Source organism: Ramlibacter sp. MMS24-I3-19, from assembly GCF_050320135.1.
In the GTDB taxonomy this organism is placed as follows: Bacteria; Pseudomonadota; Gammaproteobacteria; order Burkholderiales; family Burkholderiaceae_C; genus Ramlibacter.
In genome coordinates, this window is sequence record NZ_CP190017.1 from 4,116,004 (window position 1) to 4,131,557 (window position 15,554).

At 67.5% G+C, this 15,554-nt stretch carries 15 protein-coding genes; 5 read left to right on the plus strand and 10 right to left on the minus strand.

The window, feature by feature from the left end; all coding sequences use genetic code 11:
- Positions 1-282 precede the first annotated feature (282 nt).
- From ACPWT1_RS20455 to ACPWT1_RS20465, 3 genes are all read right to left on the minus strand, one after another.
- Positions 283-984, minus strand: a complete 702-nt coding sequence (locus ACPWT1_RS20455) for a type 1 glutamine amidotransferase domain-containing protein (protein ID WP_427912964.1) — start codon at positions 982-984, stop codon at positions 283-285.
- Positions 985-1,632: 648 nt separating this feature from the next.
- Positions 1,633-2,760 carry an ABC transporter substrate-binding protein gene (locus ACPWT1_RS20460; RefSeq protein ID WP_427912965.1) on the minus strand — a complete coding sequence of 376 codons (1,128 nt, stop codon included), beginning with the start codon at positions 2,758-2,760 and terminating at the stop codon, positions 1,633-1,635.
- A gap of 532 nt (positions 2,761-3,292) precedes the next feature.
- Positions 3,293-4,156, minus strand: a complete 864-nt coding sequence (locus tag ACPWT1_RS20465) for a LysR family transcriptional regulator (RefSeq protein WP_427912966.1) — start codon at positions 4,154-4,156, stop codon at positions 3,293-3,295.
- A gap of 99 nt (positions 4,157-4,255) precedes the next feature.
- Here ACPWT1_RS20465 and ACPWT1_RS20470 point away from each other — a divergent pair, with 99 nt between their 5' ends.
- The 4 genes from ACPWT1_RS20470 (at position 4,256) to ACPWT1_RS20485 (ending at position 7,881) form a co-directional block, all read left to right on the plus strand.
- Positions 4,256-5,251: a Bug family tripartite tricarboxylate transporter substrate binding protein gene (locus ACPWT1_RS20470; RefSeq protein ID WP_427912967.1), complete on the plus strand. Its 996-nt coding sequence runs from the start codon at positions 4,256-4,258 to the stop codon at positions 5,249-5,251.
- Complete coding sequence (locus ACPWT1_RS20475) at positions 5,209-6,486, plus strand: alpha-hydroxy acid oxidase (RefSeq protein WP_427912968.1); 1,278 nt, start codon at positions 5,209-5,211, stop codon at positions 6,484-6,486. The genes ACPWT1_RS20470 and ACPWT1_RS20475 overlap by 43 nt, the downstream gene beginning before the upstream one ends.
- 61 nt (positions 6,487-6,547) lie before the next feature.
- On the plus strand, positions 6,548-7,411 hold the full coding sequence (locus ACPWT1_RS20480) for a dihydrodipicolinate synthase family protein (RefSeq protein ID WP_427912969.1): 864 nt from the start codon (positions 6,548-6,550) through the stop codon (positions 7,409-7,411).
- A gap of 32 nt (positions 7,412-7,443) precedes the next feature.
- Positions 7,444-7,881 (plus strand): VOC family protein, encoded by a 438-nt coding sequence (locus tag ACPWT1_RS20485; RefSeq protein ID WP_427912970.1) that lies wholly within the window; start codon positions 7,444-7,446, stop codon positions 7,879-7,881.
- 1 nt (position 7,882) lies between these two features.
- On the opposite strand, the gene ACPWT1_RS20490 is transcribed toward ACPWT1_RS20485, so the two are convergent.
- The 6 genes from ACPWT1_RS20490 to ACPWT1_RS20515 are packed head-to-tail and all read right to left on the minus strand — an operon-like array spanning position 7,883 to position 13,749.
- Positions 7,883-8,677: an enoyl-CoA hydratase gene (locus ACPWT1_RS20490; RefSeq protein WP_427912971.1), complete on the minus strand. Its 795-nt coding sequence runs from the start codon at positions 8,675-8,677 to the stop codon at positions 7,883-7,885.
- Positions 8,677-9,879, minus strand: coding sequence for a CaiB/BaiF CoA transferase family protein (locus ACPWT1_RS20495; protein ID WP_427912972.1), 1,203 nt, complete (start codon positions 9,877-9,879; stop codon positions 8,677-8,679). The genes ACPWT1_RS20490 and ACPWT1_RS20495 overlap by 1 nt, the downstream gene beginning before the upstream one ends.
- Positions 9,880-9,887: 8 nt before the next feature.
- The gene (locus ACPWT1_RS20500; RefSeq protein ID WP_427912973.1) at positions 9,888-10,394 is read right to left on the minus strand and encodes a TOBE domain-containing protein; all 507 of its coding nucleotides are present in this window, start codon (positions 10,392-10,394) and stop codon (positions 9,888-9,890) included.
- Positions 10,391-10,957, minus strand: coding sequence for an ABC transporter ATP-binding protein (locus ACPWT1_RS20505; RefSeq protein WP_427912974.1), 567 nt, complete (start codon positions 10,955-10,957; stop codon positions 10,391-10,393). Before ACPWT1_RS20505 ends, ACPWT1_RS20500 begins: the two co-directional genes overlap by 4 nt.
- The gene (locus ACPWT1_RS20510) at positions 10,954-12,696 is read right to left on the minus strand and encodes an ABC transporter permease (RefSeq protein WP_427912975.1); all 1,743 of its coding nucleotides are present in this window, start codon (positions 12,694-12,696) and stop codon (positions 10,954-10,956) included. The genes ACPWT1_RS20505 and ACPWT1_RS20510 overlap by 4 nt, the downstream gene beginning before the upstream one ends.
- 15 nt (positions 12,697-12,711) lie before the next feature.
- Positions 12,712-13,749 (minus strand): ABC transporter substrate-binding protein, encoded by a 1,038-nt coding sequence (locus ACPWT1_RS20515; protein WP_427912976.1) that lies wholly within the window; start codon positions 13,747-13,749, stop codon positions 12,712-12,714.
- Positions 13,750-14,077: 328 nt separating this feature from the next.
- Between ACPWT1_RS20515 and ACPWT1_RS20520 the strand changes: the two genes are divergently transcribed.
- Entirely contained in the window at positions 14,078-14,311 is a 234-nt protein-coding gene (locus ACPWT1_RS20520; protein ID WP_427912977.1) for a hypothetical protein, read from the plus strand.
- Between the two features lie 90 nt (positions 14,312-14,401).
- On the opposite strand, the gene ACPWT1_RS20525 is transcribed toward ACPWT1_RS20520, so the two are convergent.
- Complete coding sequence (locus ACPWT1_RS20525; protein ID WP_427912978.1) at positions 14,402-15,469, minus strand: isocitrate/isopropylmalate dehydrogenase family protein; 1,068 nt, start codon at positions 15,467-15,469, stop codon at positions 14,402-14,404.
- Between the last annotated feature and the right edge of the window lie 85 nt (positions 15,470-15,554).

Here is a 15,554-nt window from a genome sequence, read left to right on the forward strand (position 1 = left end):
ATCGGTTTCACCCAGGACAACCGCTTGCCGTGCGCAGCTCGTTGTTCCGCATCGAACAGTGACGCCGAGCGGGAGCGATTGCTCTTGCAACCTGCGACAAGGCCACGCATGCAGGCATGCGCTCTCAAGACTGCCGGCCAGCGAGTCGATCAATGCCGACGTGGATCGCACACCCGAACGATTGCGAACCGCTCGGTGAGAGCGTCCCTCCCAAGCGCGGCGGCGAGCGCGTCGGCAGTGCGACTGTCCTACGGCCACGAAGCTGCCGCAGGCCGCGCGCGCCTACCGTGCGGCGTCCGCGGAGGTCGCCTGCAGGACCTGCAACAGCACCTGGGCGCCCGGCCCCGATGAAGCAGGGTTTTGGCCAGTGACCAGCAGCCCGTCGGTGACGACATAGGACTGCCAGTCGCCGCCCTTGCTGTAGAGGCCGCCGTTGGCCTTGAGCACATCCTCCACCAGGAACGGCACCACCTTGGTCAGGCCCACGGCCGCTTCCTCGCTGTTGGAGAAGCCCGTCACGCGCTTGCCCTTCACCAGCGGTGCGCCGTCGGGCGTCTTGACATCGCGCAGGACGCCGGGCGCATGGCACACCGCCGCCACCGGCTTGCCGGCGGCCAGCGTAGCCTCGATCAGGGCGGCGGAATCGCGGCTGTTGGCCAGGTCCCACAATGGGCCGTGGCCGCCCGGGTAGAACACCGCGTCGAAGTCGTCGGCGCGCATCGATGCCAGCGTACGGGTAGAGGCCAGGGCTTGCATCGCCGCCTTGTCGGCGCGGAAACGCCGGGTCGCGTCGGTCTGGGCATCGGGTTCATCGCTCTTGGGGTCGAGCGGAGGCTGGCCGCCCAGCGGCGAGGCGAGCGTGATGTCGGCGCCGGCGTCCTGGAACACGTAGTAGGGCGCGGCCAGTTCCTCGAGCCAGAAGCCGGTCTTCTTTCCGGTATCGCCGAGCCGTTCGTGCGACGTGAGAACGATCAGGATCTTCATGCGTGGACCTCGCGATGCATGGGGTTGCAGAGGCCGAGACGTCCGCGCGGCTGCGGCCGCGGGAAGTCACGGATCGACTGCACAGGGTATGCGATGCGCCACGGCCGAGCCGACGCATCGACCCGCCTCAGCACTAGTGCTGGGTGTCAGGCACCGCTCTTCCGGACACGCTTCGGTGCGAGAGTGCGCGGCGTGGAGCGCCTCAGAGCCATTGGCAGCGCGGGTTGCGCGGCGGCCGCCAAAGTGCCCGGAGTTGGTGGTATCCCTTTTACAGAGCCTCCGGCCTCGTGCTGAAATTCAGCCGCAAAACACTCCTCTGCGGAGAGCCGCTATGCAAAGACAGTTCATCCTGTTTGTCACTCTGGCTCTGACGGGTCTCGTTGTCGGCGCTCAGCAGCCCCAAGGAGACGCGAAGACTCCAAAGGACACTCCCAAGGCGAAGTTCGTCAAGAAGTGCATCCGAAACATGACGAAGGAAGCGTGTAGCGCGCCACCCGACGCACAAGTTAAGAGGTGAGCAGGCTCGCGGTCTTGGATGGCTGCACCCGGCCGAAAGCAGACGTCAGTTAAGCGCATCAAGGCGGACCGTGTATCGCGCGGGCCATGAGCGGCACCGGCCGGCGCTCCTGCCCCGCGCCGCACTCTTCGCTATTGCTGGATCCGGCCCGCGCTGTTGACGATCGAGAGTTCGACGAAGCGCGACCCGTTGTGCATGTTGGGCCGGAAACCCACCAGGTAGCCGCCCAGGTCCTGGGCCTGCATCGAATCCAGCGCGACCGCCATTCCCTCGCGGGTGGGCTTCGCCCCCTGTCGCCGCACGGCCTCGACGATCACCTTGCCGGCGATGAAGCCCTCCATCATGGCGTAGCTGATCGGGACTTCCAGGTTGCTGTCCTTGGCGTTGGCGAGGTCGGTGAACTCCTTCACCAGCCGGCTCGAGATCCTGTAGGGATTGGGAGTCACCTGCGCGATGGCCACGCCCTGCATCTGTTCCTCGGAGAGGCGCTTGGCCAGTTGCTCCAGGTCGGCGCCCGAGTCCGCGAAGAGCTGCGCCGTTCCGCCGGCGCTGCGGTACTGCTCGATGAAGCCTGCCGCGGCGCCGCCGGTCGCCACCATCATGATGGCTTGCGGCTGCTCCTTCAGGAAGCTGGCGACAGCGGTACTGACGCGAGCGGTGCCGGCGGGATACGAAGCCTTCAGGACGAGATTGACCCTGGCCTTGGCCGAAATCTCGTCGGCGGCTTTCACGAGGGCATCGGCGCCGGGGCCGTCCTCGTAGAACAGCCCCATGCGGGTGATTCCGATGATGGACAGGTGCTCGCAGACCTTCTGCAGCTCGTCGGCCAGCGAGGCGCGCACGTTGTACAGCAGGGGGGCTTCGATGCGCACCTGCTTCGTGCGATAGCCCACCAGCGCGATCTTCTCCTGCTGCAGCAGGCCGCTGGCCAACAGGTCGGCGACGTTCCGGTTGCCGAGGAATCCGGCCAGCAGCATGGGCTTGTCTTCCGCGAGCAAGGCCTTGGTGGCGGCCAGCGTCTTTTCGGGGCGGCCCTCGTCATCCCGCGTCACGAGGCGGAAGGTATGGCCGTTGGCGCTCCCCGCGCGATTGGCGGCATTGAAGGCGAGTTGCAGGCCCGCGGCATACGCCCGGCCCTGGTTGGCGTCGAAGCCACTGAGCGGCGCGACCTCGCCGACCACGATTGGCGCGGCCAGGGCATCGTGCGAAGACGCGAAAGCCACGCCCAGCATTCCGATCACCACGGCGATCTGCCGCAACGTGCGCCCGGCCCCTCCTGCAACATGCCGTGCACGAAGGTGAGTCGAATGGGGCCTGGAATTCAAAAACGCCCTGAACACGCGTCGGTCTCCTTTTGATGATTGTCTGGAATCGCGAGCAGCTCTCGCAGGCGCCGCAGCGCAGTCGACGATCAGATCGGGCTGCGCCTCGCTCTCGGAGCAGTGCTCCCGGCCGCAACGGTCAGCAGTTGCCCTTCTTCGCCTGCCCAGGCGGGCAGAAGCCGCCGCCGCGTTGCTGCGAAGCAGAACGGGCGCCCGGGTCGACGACCACCGCGCCCTGGGGCGTGTACACGGCGCAGGCGGTCTACATGGCAAGCAGGGCAACGCTGCACACGATGCGTGGGATTCTTTTCAAGACTGGCTCTCTCACGGATCTGCCGCTGGACGGCGAAGAGCGGATTGTGGAAGTCGCGCGCGGGGACTTCGAATCGGTGGAGAGATCACGACGCGCGGCGCCCCGCCGCGCCCGAACGGCGGCATCCCCGACAGGTCCTGTTGCCGGATTGCCGCGCTATGTCGAAGGCAGTTCGCTCGCGAGCAGGTCGACGAAGGTGGTGTGGGCCGACCCGGCTGGCCACGCAAAGCCGACCGCGCGCTTCGGTGCGTCACCCGGAAGCTGCAGGGCGACCAGGTTCTCGGGCAGTGGCGAGGCGCGCGCCCAGTCGGGCACGAGGGACACGCCCATTCCCAGGCCGACCAGCAGCTCCAGCGCCTGCAGCTCGTCCAGTTCGACGCGCTCGCGCGGCTGGATGCGCTGCGCCTGCAGGTACTGGTCCGCGAGCGAGCCGCCCCAGTTCTGCCGGTCGTAGCGGATCAGGGGTTCGGTCGCCAGCAGCTCGAGCGGCCTGGCGTTCGCGAAACGCCTGTGCGCCAGCACGATCAGGCGCTCCTCGCGCACCGTGCGCCAGTTCAGCGACTTCGGCAGCTCGAACGGCGGCGCGACGATCAGGGCGACGTCCAGCCGGTCATGCAGCAGCGCGTGATACAGGTCGCGCGAGACGCCCGCCTCGATGTGGATGTCCACGTCGGGATGGCGGCTCACCATCGCCTCGAGCCGGCGCGGCAGCCAGCCCGCCAGGGCGGTGCTGATCGAGCCGAGCCGCAATTCGACCGGCACGTCGTTGCCGAGGACGCTGCCGCGCAGTTCGCGCACCGCCCGCTGCAGATTCCGCGCGCCGCCCGCCAGGCGCAGCCCGCCTTCGGTCGGACGCACCGTGCGCCCGGAGCGCACGACCAGCGCACAGCCGAACTCGGCCTCGAGCGCCGCGATGCGTTGCGCCAGAGCGGTCGGCGTGATGTTCAGGCGTCGTGCTGCCTCGGCCACCGAACCGCATTCCACGACGGTGACGAAACTGTCGATGAAGTCTGTCTGCAAGGAGAAACCAGTTTTGGTTCAGTTTAAAGGAAGCGGTGGCAGGGAAATGTCGACGTCCAACCCGACAGAATCGCCGCGGGATTTTCCACAGGAGACACCGTGAACGAATTTCGAGTCACGCGCCGCGCGGGGATGCGCGTCGCCCTCGCCGGGGCCACTGCCCTCATGACCGGCCTTCCCGCGTGGGCCGCCGAGACCTGGCCCAGCAAGCCGATCAAGCTGGAAGTGGGCTTCACCGCCGGCGGTGCCGTCGACAACGTCGCGCGCCAGGTGGGCCAGGCGATGGGATCCCGCCTCGGGCAGTCGATCGTGGTCGACAACAAGGCCGGCGCGACCGGCACGCTCGCCGCCGACTACGTCGCCAAGGCCGCGCCGGACGGCTACACGCTGCTGCTCGGGACGCAGTCCACGATGCTGGTGGCGCCTGCCGTGTACCCGAATCTCCCGTTCAAGCCGCTCGAGGACCTGGTGCCGGTGTCGCTGATCGCGTCGGTGCCCCTCATCCTCGCCGTGCATCCCTCGCTGCCGGTGCACAACGTCAAGGAGCTGATCGCGCTGGCGAAGTCCGAGAAGGGACAGCTCGCGTACGCCTCCTCGGGCCAGGGCGGCCCGCAGCACGTCGCCACCGAACTGCTCAAGCAGATGGCCGGCGTGGACATGGTGCACGTGCCCTACAAGGGCGAGTCGATGGCGATCAACGACGCGATGGGCGGCCAGGTGAAGGTGCTGTTCGGCAACCTGCCGACGATGCTGCCGGTCGTGAAGAGCGGCAAGCTGCGCGCCATCGCGGTCAGCAGCCTGCAGCGCGCCGAAGCCGCGCCCGACATCCCGACCATCGCCGAGTCCGGCCTCCCTGGTTTCGAGGCGCTGACGTGGTTCGGCATCTTCGCGCCCAAGGGCACGCCCGCCCCCATCGTCACGCGCCTGTTCAACGAAGCGCGTGCCAGCCTGAAGGACGGCGCGACCGCCGAGCGCCTGAAGGGACAGGGGCTGACGCTGGTGGGCAGCGACCCCGAGCAGTTCCGCAAATACATGAAGGTCGAGAGCGCGAAATGGGCCAAGCTCGTGCAGACGGCCAAGATCAAGCCGGAGTGACCTCGCGCTTCGTGAACGTGGCGCCGACGACGGCGCTGCGCCAGCCACTGCCGCGGCAACTGCGCGCGGTGCGCACGCTCGAGGATTTCGAGGCCGCGGCCCGACGGCACCTGCCCGCGCCGCTGTTCGGCTACATCCATGCGGCCGCGGACGGCATGGCGGCGGCCCGCCGCAACCGCGAAGCGTTCGACGAGCACGAGTGGCTGCCCTCCTACCTGCAGGACGTCTCGAAGCGAACCATGGACGTGCAGCTGCTCGGGCAGGACTGGGCGCTGCCGTTCGGGGTCGCGCCCATGGGGCTCAATGCCATGTCGGCCTACCGTGGCGACCTCGTGCTCGCCCAGGCGGCCGCTGCTGCGGGCATCCCGATGGTCATGAGCGGTTCGTCGCTCATGCGGCTGGAAGACATCGCCGCGGCGAACCCGCGCGCCTGGTTCCAGGCCTACGTGACCGGCGACATGAAGCGCACCTCGGCCCTCGTGGACCGTGTCGCCCGCGCCGGCTACGGCACGCTGGTCGTCACCATCGACGTGCAGGCGCCGCCCAACATCGTCGATGCGTACCGCGCCGGTTTCACGGCGCCACTGCGGCCCAGCATCGGCCTGGCGTGGCAAGGCGTGTCCCACCCGCGCTGGCTGCTGGGCACTTTCGCGCGCACGCTCCTGAAGTACGGCATGCCGCACTTCGAGAACAACGACGCGCACCGTGGCGCACCGGTCCTCTCGCGCTCCGTCCTGCGTGATTTCTCCGACCGCGGCACGTTCACCACCGACCATCTGCGCGCCATCCGCCGGCAATGGACGGGACAGCTCGTCGTCAAGGGCGTGCTCACTGCGCAGGATGCGCGCCGAGTCGCCGATTGCGGGGCCGACGCGATCATCGTGTCCAACCATGGCGGCCGCCAGCTCGCGGGCGCGCGCGCCACGCTGCGTGCATTGCCCGACGTCGTCGCGGCCTGTCCGAACCTGCCCGTCATGCTGGACAGCGGCGTGCGCCGCGGCACCGACGTGCTGCAGGCGCTGGCGCTGGGCGCCCGCATGGTGTTCGTCGGCCGTCCCTTCATCCAGGCGGCAGCCGTCGCGGGCGCGCCTGGCGTGCGGCATGCCATCGAGCTGCTCGCCGGCGAGGTCTCGCGCGGCATGGGCATGCTCGGCGTGACCCGCACCACCCAACTGCATCCCGGCCTGCTTGTGCGCCGGCACTCGACTTCCCATCCAACGATCACTGCACCATGAGCGCTCCTGACCGCCTGAAGGGCATCTTTTCCCCGTCCTCACGCCTTTCGGCCGCGACCGCATGCCCGACGCCGACCGCTTCGTGCGCCACTGCCGCTGGCTGCTCGAGCAGGACGTCGGCCTCGCGGTGTTCGGCACCAACTCGGAGGCGGCGTCGCTGGCGATGAAGGAGAAGCGCTCGCTGCTGGATGCGCTGCTCGACGCCGGGCTGCCGGCCAACCGCATGATGCCGGGCACCGGCGCCTGCGCGCTGCCGGAGGCCATCGAGCTCACGCGCCACGCGGTGCAGGCCGGTTGCGGCGGCGTGTTGATGCTGCCGCCCTTCTACTACAAGGGCGTGAGCGACGAAGGCGTGTACCGCGCGTTCGCCACCGTGATCGATGCCGTCGCCGACGAGCGCCTGCGCGTCTACCTGTACCACATCCCGCCGGTGTCGCAGGTGCCCATCAGCCTGCCCGTGATCGACCGCCTCCTGAAGGCCTATCCCGGCGTGGTCGCGGGCGTGAAGGACAGCTCGGGCGACTGGAAGAACACCGCGGCGATGATCGAGCAGTTCACGCCGCGCGGCTTCGACGTGTTCGCCGGCAGCGAGACCTTCCTGCTGGCCAACATGCGCGCCGGGGGCGCCGGCTGCATCACGGCCACCGGCAACGTGAACCCGGGCGCGATGGTCGACCTGTACCGCACGTGGCGCGAAGAAGGCGCCGATGCCAAGCAGGCGAAGCTGGACGCCACGCGCGCCGTGTTCGCGAAGTTCCCGATGATCCCCGCCATGAAGGCGGCCATCGCGTGGAAGACCGGTCGCGAGGACTGGACGTTCGTGCGCCCGCCGCTGGTGGAACTGGACCAGGTCCAGCGCGACGCGCTCCAGCAAGGCCTCACGACCGTCGGCTTCCAGATGCCCAACGCCGCGAAGCTGGCCTGAGCACTCGCCCTCTCCACCGCGACAATCCACCCATGACCGCCATGCAACCCGCAGCCATGCCCCCGTTCCACCTCGCCTTCCCGGTGCGCGACCTCGCCGAGGCGCGCCGCTTCTATGGCGAGCTCCTGGGCTGCCCCGAAGGGCGCAGCTCGCCCGAGTGGATCGACTTCAACTTCTACGGCCACCAGATCGTGGCCCACCTCGCGCCCGAGGAATGCAATTTCAGCGCCGTGAGCGCGGTGGACGGGCATGGCGTGCCCGTGCGCCACTTCGGTGTCGTGCTGTCGATGGCCCAGTGGCAGGACATGGCCGACAAGCTGCGCGCCGCCGGCACCGAGTTCGTGATCGAGCCCTACGTGCGCTTCAAGGGCCAGGTCGGCGAGCAGGCCACGATGTTCTTCCGCGACCCGTCGAGCAACGCGATCGAGATCAAGGCGTTCGCGAACCTCGATTCGCTGTTCGCCAAGTAACCTACCGCCCCGTGAAGCGGGGCGCGCGCTTCTGCATGAAGGCCGCGCGTCCCTCGCGGTAATCCTCGCTGGCGAAACAGCGGTCCACGACGTCCTGGCACAGGCGCGCATCCCGCTCGGATTCGTCCTTGAGCGCCTGCGCAACGAGCGTCTTGATGGATGCGACGGTCAGCGGCGCGTTCGCTGCGATCCTGGCTGCCTCGTCCTGCACATAGGCCTCCAGCCGGTCCAAAGGCAGCACGCGATTGACGAGGCCCATGGACAGCGCCTGCTGCGCATCGAACCGGCGGGCCGTGTAGAAGATCTCGCGCGCGTAGGCGGGCCCGACGAGGTCGACGAGCTTGCGGACCCCCTCGAATTCGTACCCCAGGCCCAGCTTCGCGGCCGGGATGGCGAAGCTCGCGTCGTCGCTTGCCATCCGCATGTCGCACGACAGGGCCAGCGACACGCCACCTCCGACACAGTAGCCGCGGATCATGGCGATCGTCGGCTTGGCCAGGTCGCGCAGTGCCACGCTCGCCCGCTGCGAAATGTCGTGGTAGGCGCGCACCGTGTCGGGCGTCGAGCGCTTCTCCTCGAACTCGGAGATGTCGGCCCCGGACACGAATGCCTTCCCGCCGGCGCCCCGCAGCACCACGACACGGATGGCGTCGTCACCGGCGTAGTCCTCGACGATCTCGTGCAGCGCCTCCCACATCGCCAGCGACACCGCGTTGTGCCGCGCCGGGTTGTTGAAGGTGATCCAGCCGATCGCGCCATCCTTGTGCGCGGTCATCTTCTCGGTCTTGAGTTGCATCATCCGACCCTCGTTTCACGCACCACGCCCGCTTGGATGAGACCGTCCGCATCGCCCTCGGAGTAGCCGAGGTCAAGCAGGATCTCGCGCGAATGCTGTCCGAGCAGTGGCGCGGGCTTGCGGATGCTGGTCAGTTCGCCGCTGGACTTCAGCGGCAGGCCCAGGGTCTTCATCGCGCCGATCACCGGATGCTCCAGCTCGTGCACCATCTTGCGATGCCGCACCTGCGGGTCGTCCAGGGCCTGGTCGTAGGTGTAGACGGGACCGCCCGGAACGCCGGCCGCATCGAGCTTCTCGACCCAGTCGGCGGTGGGCCGCGTGGCCAGCACGTGTTCGACCAGTTCCTGCAGAGCCTCGGCATTGCGCACGCGGAGCGGGTTCGTCGCGAAGCGCGGATCGTCCAGCCATTGCGGCTGCTCCATGACCCGGGTGACGAAGGCCCGCCACAGCTTCTCTCCGTTCGCACCGACGGTGACGTAGCCGTCGCGCGTCCTGAATGCCTGGTACGGTGCCGAACGGCGGTGGCGCGTGCCGGTCGCCGCCGGCAGTTCCCCGCCGCCCATGTAGGCGCTGAATTCCCAGATGGTCCAGGCCAGCCCCGCCTCCAGCAGCGAGGTCTCGAGGAACTGGCCCTGGCCGTGGCGCAGCTTGCCGATATACGCGCCGAGCAGCCCGTACAAGGTGGTCACGCCACACGCGACGTCGTGCATGGCAATGCCCACCTTCGCCGGTCGCCCACCGGGATAGCCCGTCATCATCATCAGGCCCGACATCCCCTGCGCAACGATGTCGAGCCCACCTTTGCGTCCGTACGGGCCGGTCTGGCCGAAGCCCGACATCGAGGCGTAGATGATCGACGGATTCACCTGCCTCACGCTGTCGTAGTCCAGCCCGAGCTTCTTCACGACGCCCGGGCGGAAGTTCTCCAGCATGATGTCGCTGCGCGCGGCCAGCCGAAGCAGGATCTCCTTGCCGCGCGGGTCCCTCGCATCCGCCGAGATGCTCTTCTTGTTGCGGTTCAGGACCGCGAAACAATACGACTCGTCGTTGACCTTGGGTTCGAGCTTGCGCGTGCTGTCGCCCTCCGGGCTTTCGAGCTTGATGACTTCCGCCCCGAGATCGCCGAGCACCATGCTGCAGTAGGGGCCGGCCATCACGTTGGTGAGGTCGAGAACGCGGACGCCTTCGAGCGGTAGCGGCATGGCGGCTCCTACTGGACCAGCGTGACCTGCGACGCATCGATCTCGGCGTGGACCCGCTGCCCCACTTCGAAGACCTCGCACGGACGGGCGCTTACGCGCACCGACTCCGGCATGGAGCCGAGGCTGACGTGGTAATCCCAGGATTCGCCCAGGTACGAGCGGCGCTCGATCGTGGCATCCAGGCTCACGTGCTGGTCACGCTGCGGCGGCCTCTCTCTCGACAGCTGGATGGATTGCGGGCGGATCGAGACATGCACTTCGGCCGGCAATTCGCCCGCCGCGGCAAGCGCATGCAGCGGCAACCGGAAGGGTCCGAAGTCCAGGTCGGGGCCGCGCAGGCACCCCGTGAGCAGGTTGGTGCGGCCTATGAAGCCCGCGACGAACCGCGTCCTGGGCCGCCGGTACAGCTCGTACGGCACGTCGATCTGTTCGACCCGGCCCTTGTTCATGACGGCGATGCGGTCCGAGGTCACCATCGCCTCCGACTGGTCGTGCGTCACATAGACCATCGTCATTCCGAACTCGTCGTGCAGCCGCCGGATCTCGAAGCGCATCTCCTCGCGCAGGTTCGCGTCGAGGTTGGACAGGGGTTCGTCCAGCAGCAGGACCGAGGGATTGACGACGATGGCCGCGCCAGCGCCACCCGCTGCTGCTGGCCTCCGCTGAGCTCGGACGGGAAGCGGTCCGCGAGCGCGCGCAGCCTGACGACGTCCAGGATCTGGTCGACCCGGCGCTTCACCTCCGGTGCGGGCAACTTCTGGAGCTTCAGGCCGAAGGCGACGTTCTCCTGCACCGTCATGTTCGGCCAGATCGCGTAGCTCTGGAAGATCATGGACATCTTCCGCTTCTCGGGCGGCAGGCTGGACCCCGGCGAAGAGATCACCTGGCCGTTGACTTCGATCGTGCCCGCCGTGGGGGCGATGAATCCCGCGATCATGCGCAGCGTCGTGGTCTTGCCGCAGCCCGATGGCCCGAGCAGGGAGACCAGTTCGCCTTCGCGCAGCGTCATGTTCAGGCCATCGACGGCCGTGAACCCGCCGAAGGTTCGCGAGACGTTCCTCAAGACCAGCTGGCTCATCCCACGGTCCTCCTCAACATGAAGTCGCGCCCCATCAGGCGGAAGCCGGCCAGGATGATCGTGACCGTGATCACGACGAGCACGAGGCCGATGGAGGCGAGCACCTCGAAGTTGCCTTCGTCGCTCTTGTCGAACAGCAGCACCGAGAGCACCTGCGTGTTGATGGAGTAGAGGAAGATCGCCGTGCTCAGCTCGCGCGTGGCGGGGATGAATACCAGGATGAAGGCGCCCGCCAGGCTGCGCTTCAGGACGGGCAGCACCACGGCACGGATCGCGGTGAGCCGCGTGCCACCGAGCGTGCGCACCGCTTCCTCCAGTTCCGGGTTGATGCTGCGGATGGCGGCGCTGCTGTTCACGTACGCGATCGGCAGGAACCGCGTCGTGAACGCCAGGACCAGGATCCAGGCCGTTCCGTAGAGGACCAGCGGCGGCCGCGTGTAGGCCGCATAGAAGCCGATCGCCAGCACGATGCCCGGCACGACGAAGGGGGCCATGGTGAGGAAGGCCAGCGCGCTGCCCACCTTCGGGCGCACCAGCTCCCGGTTGATCACATAGGCGATGCACACGGCCAGCGCCACCGCCAGCAGCGAAGCGGCGCCCGCATACAGGAAGGTGTGCAGGGCCGCCGCGCGTGTCAGCGCGTTCTCGAACACGATGGCGCGGACGTTGCCCAGCGTGAAGTTGTCCGCGGAGAAGCCGCGCCCCCAGGCTTTCGAGAAAGCGGCCTGGCAGATCACGACGAGGGGCATGAAGAAGGAGAGCGTCGTCACCAGCAGGCAGTACGCCAGCGCCACCCACTTCCATGCGCCGAGGGCGGCGGGGCGCCGCTCGCCCCCCTTCCCTGTCAGCGAGACGTAGCCCTTGCGGCTGATAAGGCGGCGCTGCAGCCAGAAGAGGATCACCGTGATCGCCAGCAGCGGCATCGCGTAAGCGGAGGCGACACCCACCCGCGGCGGAAACTCGAACATCTGCCAGAGCTCCGTGGTGACGACCTGGAACCGGCCCGGGATCGCCAGCAGCGCCGGCGATCCGAACAGCGCGATCGCCTCGAGGAACACCAGGATGAAGGCACCGGCGATGGCCGGAAGGACGAGGGGCAGCGTGATGCTCAGCGTCGTCCGCAGGGTGCCGGCTCCCAGGATGTTCGCCGCGTCCTCCATCTCCGAGGACACCAGGTCGAGAGCCGACTTCGTGAGGACAACGACATAGGGAAAGCTGTAGCACGCCACCACCAGCACGAGGCCGGGCATCGAATAGATGTTGAACGGGTTGCCCGAAGCGCCCAGCGCAACGGCGACCCTGTTGAGCCAGCCTGCATTGGGCCCGGCCAGCAGGATCCACCCGACGGCGCCCAGGTAGGGCGGGATGATGAACGTGCCGAGGATCGCGATCCAGATCAACGTCTTGCCGGGCATGTCGGTGCGCGACAGAGCCCAGGCGAGCGGAACGCCGAACACCAGGCACAGGCAGCCCGAGGAGACGCCGAGCAGGAGCGAATTGGCCAGGGCCTGCAGCTGCCGCATGCGTCCGTACGCAGCGGCGTAATTGGCGAGCGTGAACGCGCCGTTGTCGTCCTGGAAGCTCACCACGAGCAGGCGCAGCAGCGGATTGAGCACCAGCACGAGCAGTGCGACGATCGCCAGCAACCACACCAGGGAAGCCGGATCCCAATGGCGCCAGCGCTGCGCCGGCGCTGCGGCCTCGCCGGTCCCGGCGGGAAGCGTTGTCTGCACGGACATGGAGGCCGGTGCCGCTCAGACGCCGAAGGTATCCCGGAACTGCTCCTTCACCTCCGGAATGCCCTTGGTGATCTCCTCCTCCGTCGGGCGGACGACCTTGATCGATTCCAACGGCTTCGCCCCCGGCGCCGGCGCGACTCCCTTGACCACGGAGATGTTGTGCGACTTCACCTGGACCTCCGCCGCCTCCTTGCTCAGCAGGAACTCCATGTACAGCTTGCCCGCGTTGGGCGACGGTGCATCCTTCGGGATCGCGCTGGGCGACACCATCAGCAGCGAGCCGTCGGTGGGATACACCACCGCGAGCGGATTGCCCTTGTCGCGCGACAGCAGTGTCGTGCCCTCGGGACCGGCAGCCACCACGCGCTCCTTGGAGTTGAGCATCGTCACGGTGTCGTTGACGCTTCGCCCGATCTGCGGCTGGTTCTTCTCCAGCCTGGTGAAGTAGTCCCAGCCATAGAGCTTGCGCATGAGGACCACCCACGTGCCCACATAGCCGCTGTAGGCGGGATGGCCGATCGCGACCTTCCCTTTCCACCTGGGATCGAGCAGGTCGGTCCAGTTCTTCGGCGCCTCGGCTTCCTTGACCTGGCTGCTGTTGTACGTGATGAGCATCAACGCCGCCGCGGTGACCCAGTAATCGCCGTCCTTGTCGTTGTACTGCTTGAGCGAGTCGACCATGCTGGCGGCGTTGTGCGGCGTGTAGCGCATCAGCAGCCCCTTGCCCTTGAGGGCCGGGTAATGACTGACGTCGGTGCTGCTGAACACCGACGCGACCGGCGCGTTGGCCTGCATGTCCTGCTGCAGGCGCTGGTACGCGACCTGGGCCGTGGTGCGCACGAAGTTGCACTTCAGGTTGGCGTACTTCTTCTCGAAGGCCGCACACAGCGCCGCGGCATCGTCGGTGTTGTAGTGCGCCGTGTAGACCGTGAGGGGCTTTTCCTTGAGCGCCGCGTCGTAGAGCGTCTTCTCCCACGGCGCCATCTCGGCGTGCACGGGGGACGCGGCGAATGCGGCGAAGGCGGTCAGCACGAACAGAGGACGCTTCGTCAACCAACGAGACAACATGCCGTTCTCCCTGGGTTTTGCCGTGACAGGATGGCCCACTCTAGGAGCCATGCATCCGCCGCTGCATCAGCACTTTCCTGCATCCCGCTCCAGGCGGAAAGTTCTATCGCACGCCGATGGAAGAGCTGGCATCCCGCGATGTCATTCGGTCCCTGGTCGCTTCTCCTCCACCGATTCCTGTTTGCCGCCCCTGGCGCGTGAGACGAGTACTTTCGCGGCGTGTTGACACTGCGCTGCGGCCGGTCTTACCCTGCCGCGCACACGAACGAGAACAAGCGCGCGAGACGGAAGTTCAGCACTCGGGAGTTCGTTCATGGAAGGTTTCGTGACGCAGGAGGAAGCGCACCTGGTTCGCCGCCTCAGGGCGCTGCTGGCCGAGAGGGATCGTCATGCGAAGGCTGGCCGGCGCGGTGTTCCGGCAAGTTCCGAGACACACGAGAACCGCAGGATGGTCCATGACTGCATCAACAAGCTGCGGCTGGCGCGAGCCGGCGTCCCTTCCGCCTTCATCGGGTTCGGGCAACGGGAAGCGCGGCGCTCGGGCTAGCGCGGTGCGACAAGCATTCCCTGCCAGCGCGAGAGGAGCGGGAGCGCGGCCCCGCTGCCGCCTTGCCGAGACGCCCTTGCGTACCTCCGCTCACCCCAGTGCGCGCAGGATCGCCTCGGTCATCGATGCCGTGTTGCCCTTGCCCTTAATGTCGCCGGTGCGCGCCTTCGCGTCGCGCAGCGCCTGCGTCATCGCCTGCGACATGCTGGCTGCGGCCGCCACGGCCTCGGGCTTCCGGCGACTGTGGCCCAGCCAGTCCAGCAGCATGCGGGTCGATTCGATCATCGCGTAGGGATTGGCGACGCCCTTGCCCGCGATGTCGGGCGCCGAGCCGTGCGTGGCCTGCGCCATCGCGATGTCGCCCTCGCCGATGCACAGGCCGGGTGCCATGCCCAGCCCGCCCACCAGGCCCGCGGCCTCGTCGGACAGGATGTCGCCGAACATGTTGGTGGTGACCACCACGTCGAAGGACTGCGGGTCACGCACCAGCCGCATCGCCATGGTGTCGACGATCACGTCGTCGACGCGCACGTCCGGGTACTCCAGCGCGACCTTCCTGCACTCCTCGACGAACATGCCGCAGCCGAGCTTGAAGACCGTGTCCTTGTGGACATAGGTGAGGTGCTTCTTGCGGTGCCGTGCGAGTTCGAACGCGGCCTTGGCTACGCGGCGGCTGCCGGTGCGCGAGATCACGCGCATCGACAGCGTGACTTCGTCGTTCGGGCGGAACTCGGCGTTACCCACGAGCATGTTGCGATCCGGCTGGAAGCCTTCGTTGTTCTCGCGCACGATCACCAGGTCGATGTCGTCGTACAGGCAACCAATGTCGGGGTACGACCGCGTGGGCCGCACGTTGGCGAACAGGGCGAACTGCTTGCGCAGGATCGGATGCGGGTTGATCGCGTTCGGCCCCTTGGGATACGCACGGTGCCCGATGGGACCCAGGATCCAGCCATCGAGCTTGTGCAGCGCCTCGAGCGTCGACGGCGGCAGCGTGTGGCCGTGCGTGTCGAGCGCGGTGCGGCCGATGGGCAGCGGCTGCCAGTCGATGGCGAGGCCGTGCTTCTCGGCCGCCGCCTTGGCCACCGTGACCGAGGCGGGAACGATCTCGTGCCCGATGTCGTCGCCGTCGAGGATGCCGATCTTGAGAGCTGTCATGGGATGCGGGGAATGGATGCGGGGAGAGAGGAACGCGAAAGACGCGAAATCAACGCAAAAAACGCAAAAACATGCAGAGTCGAAA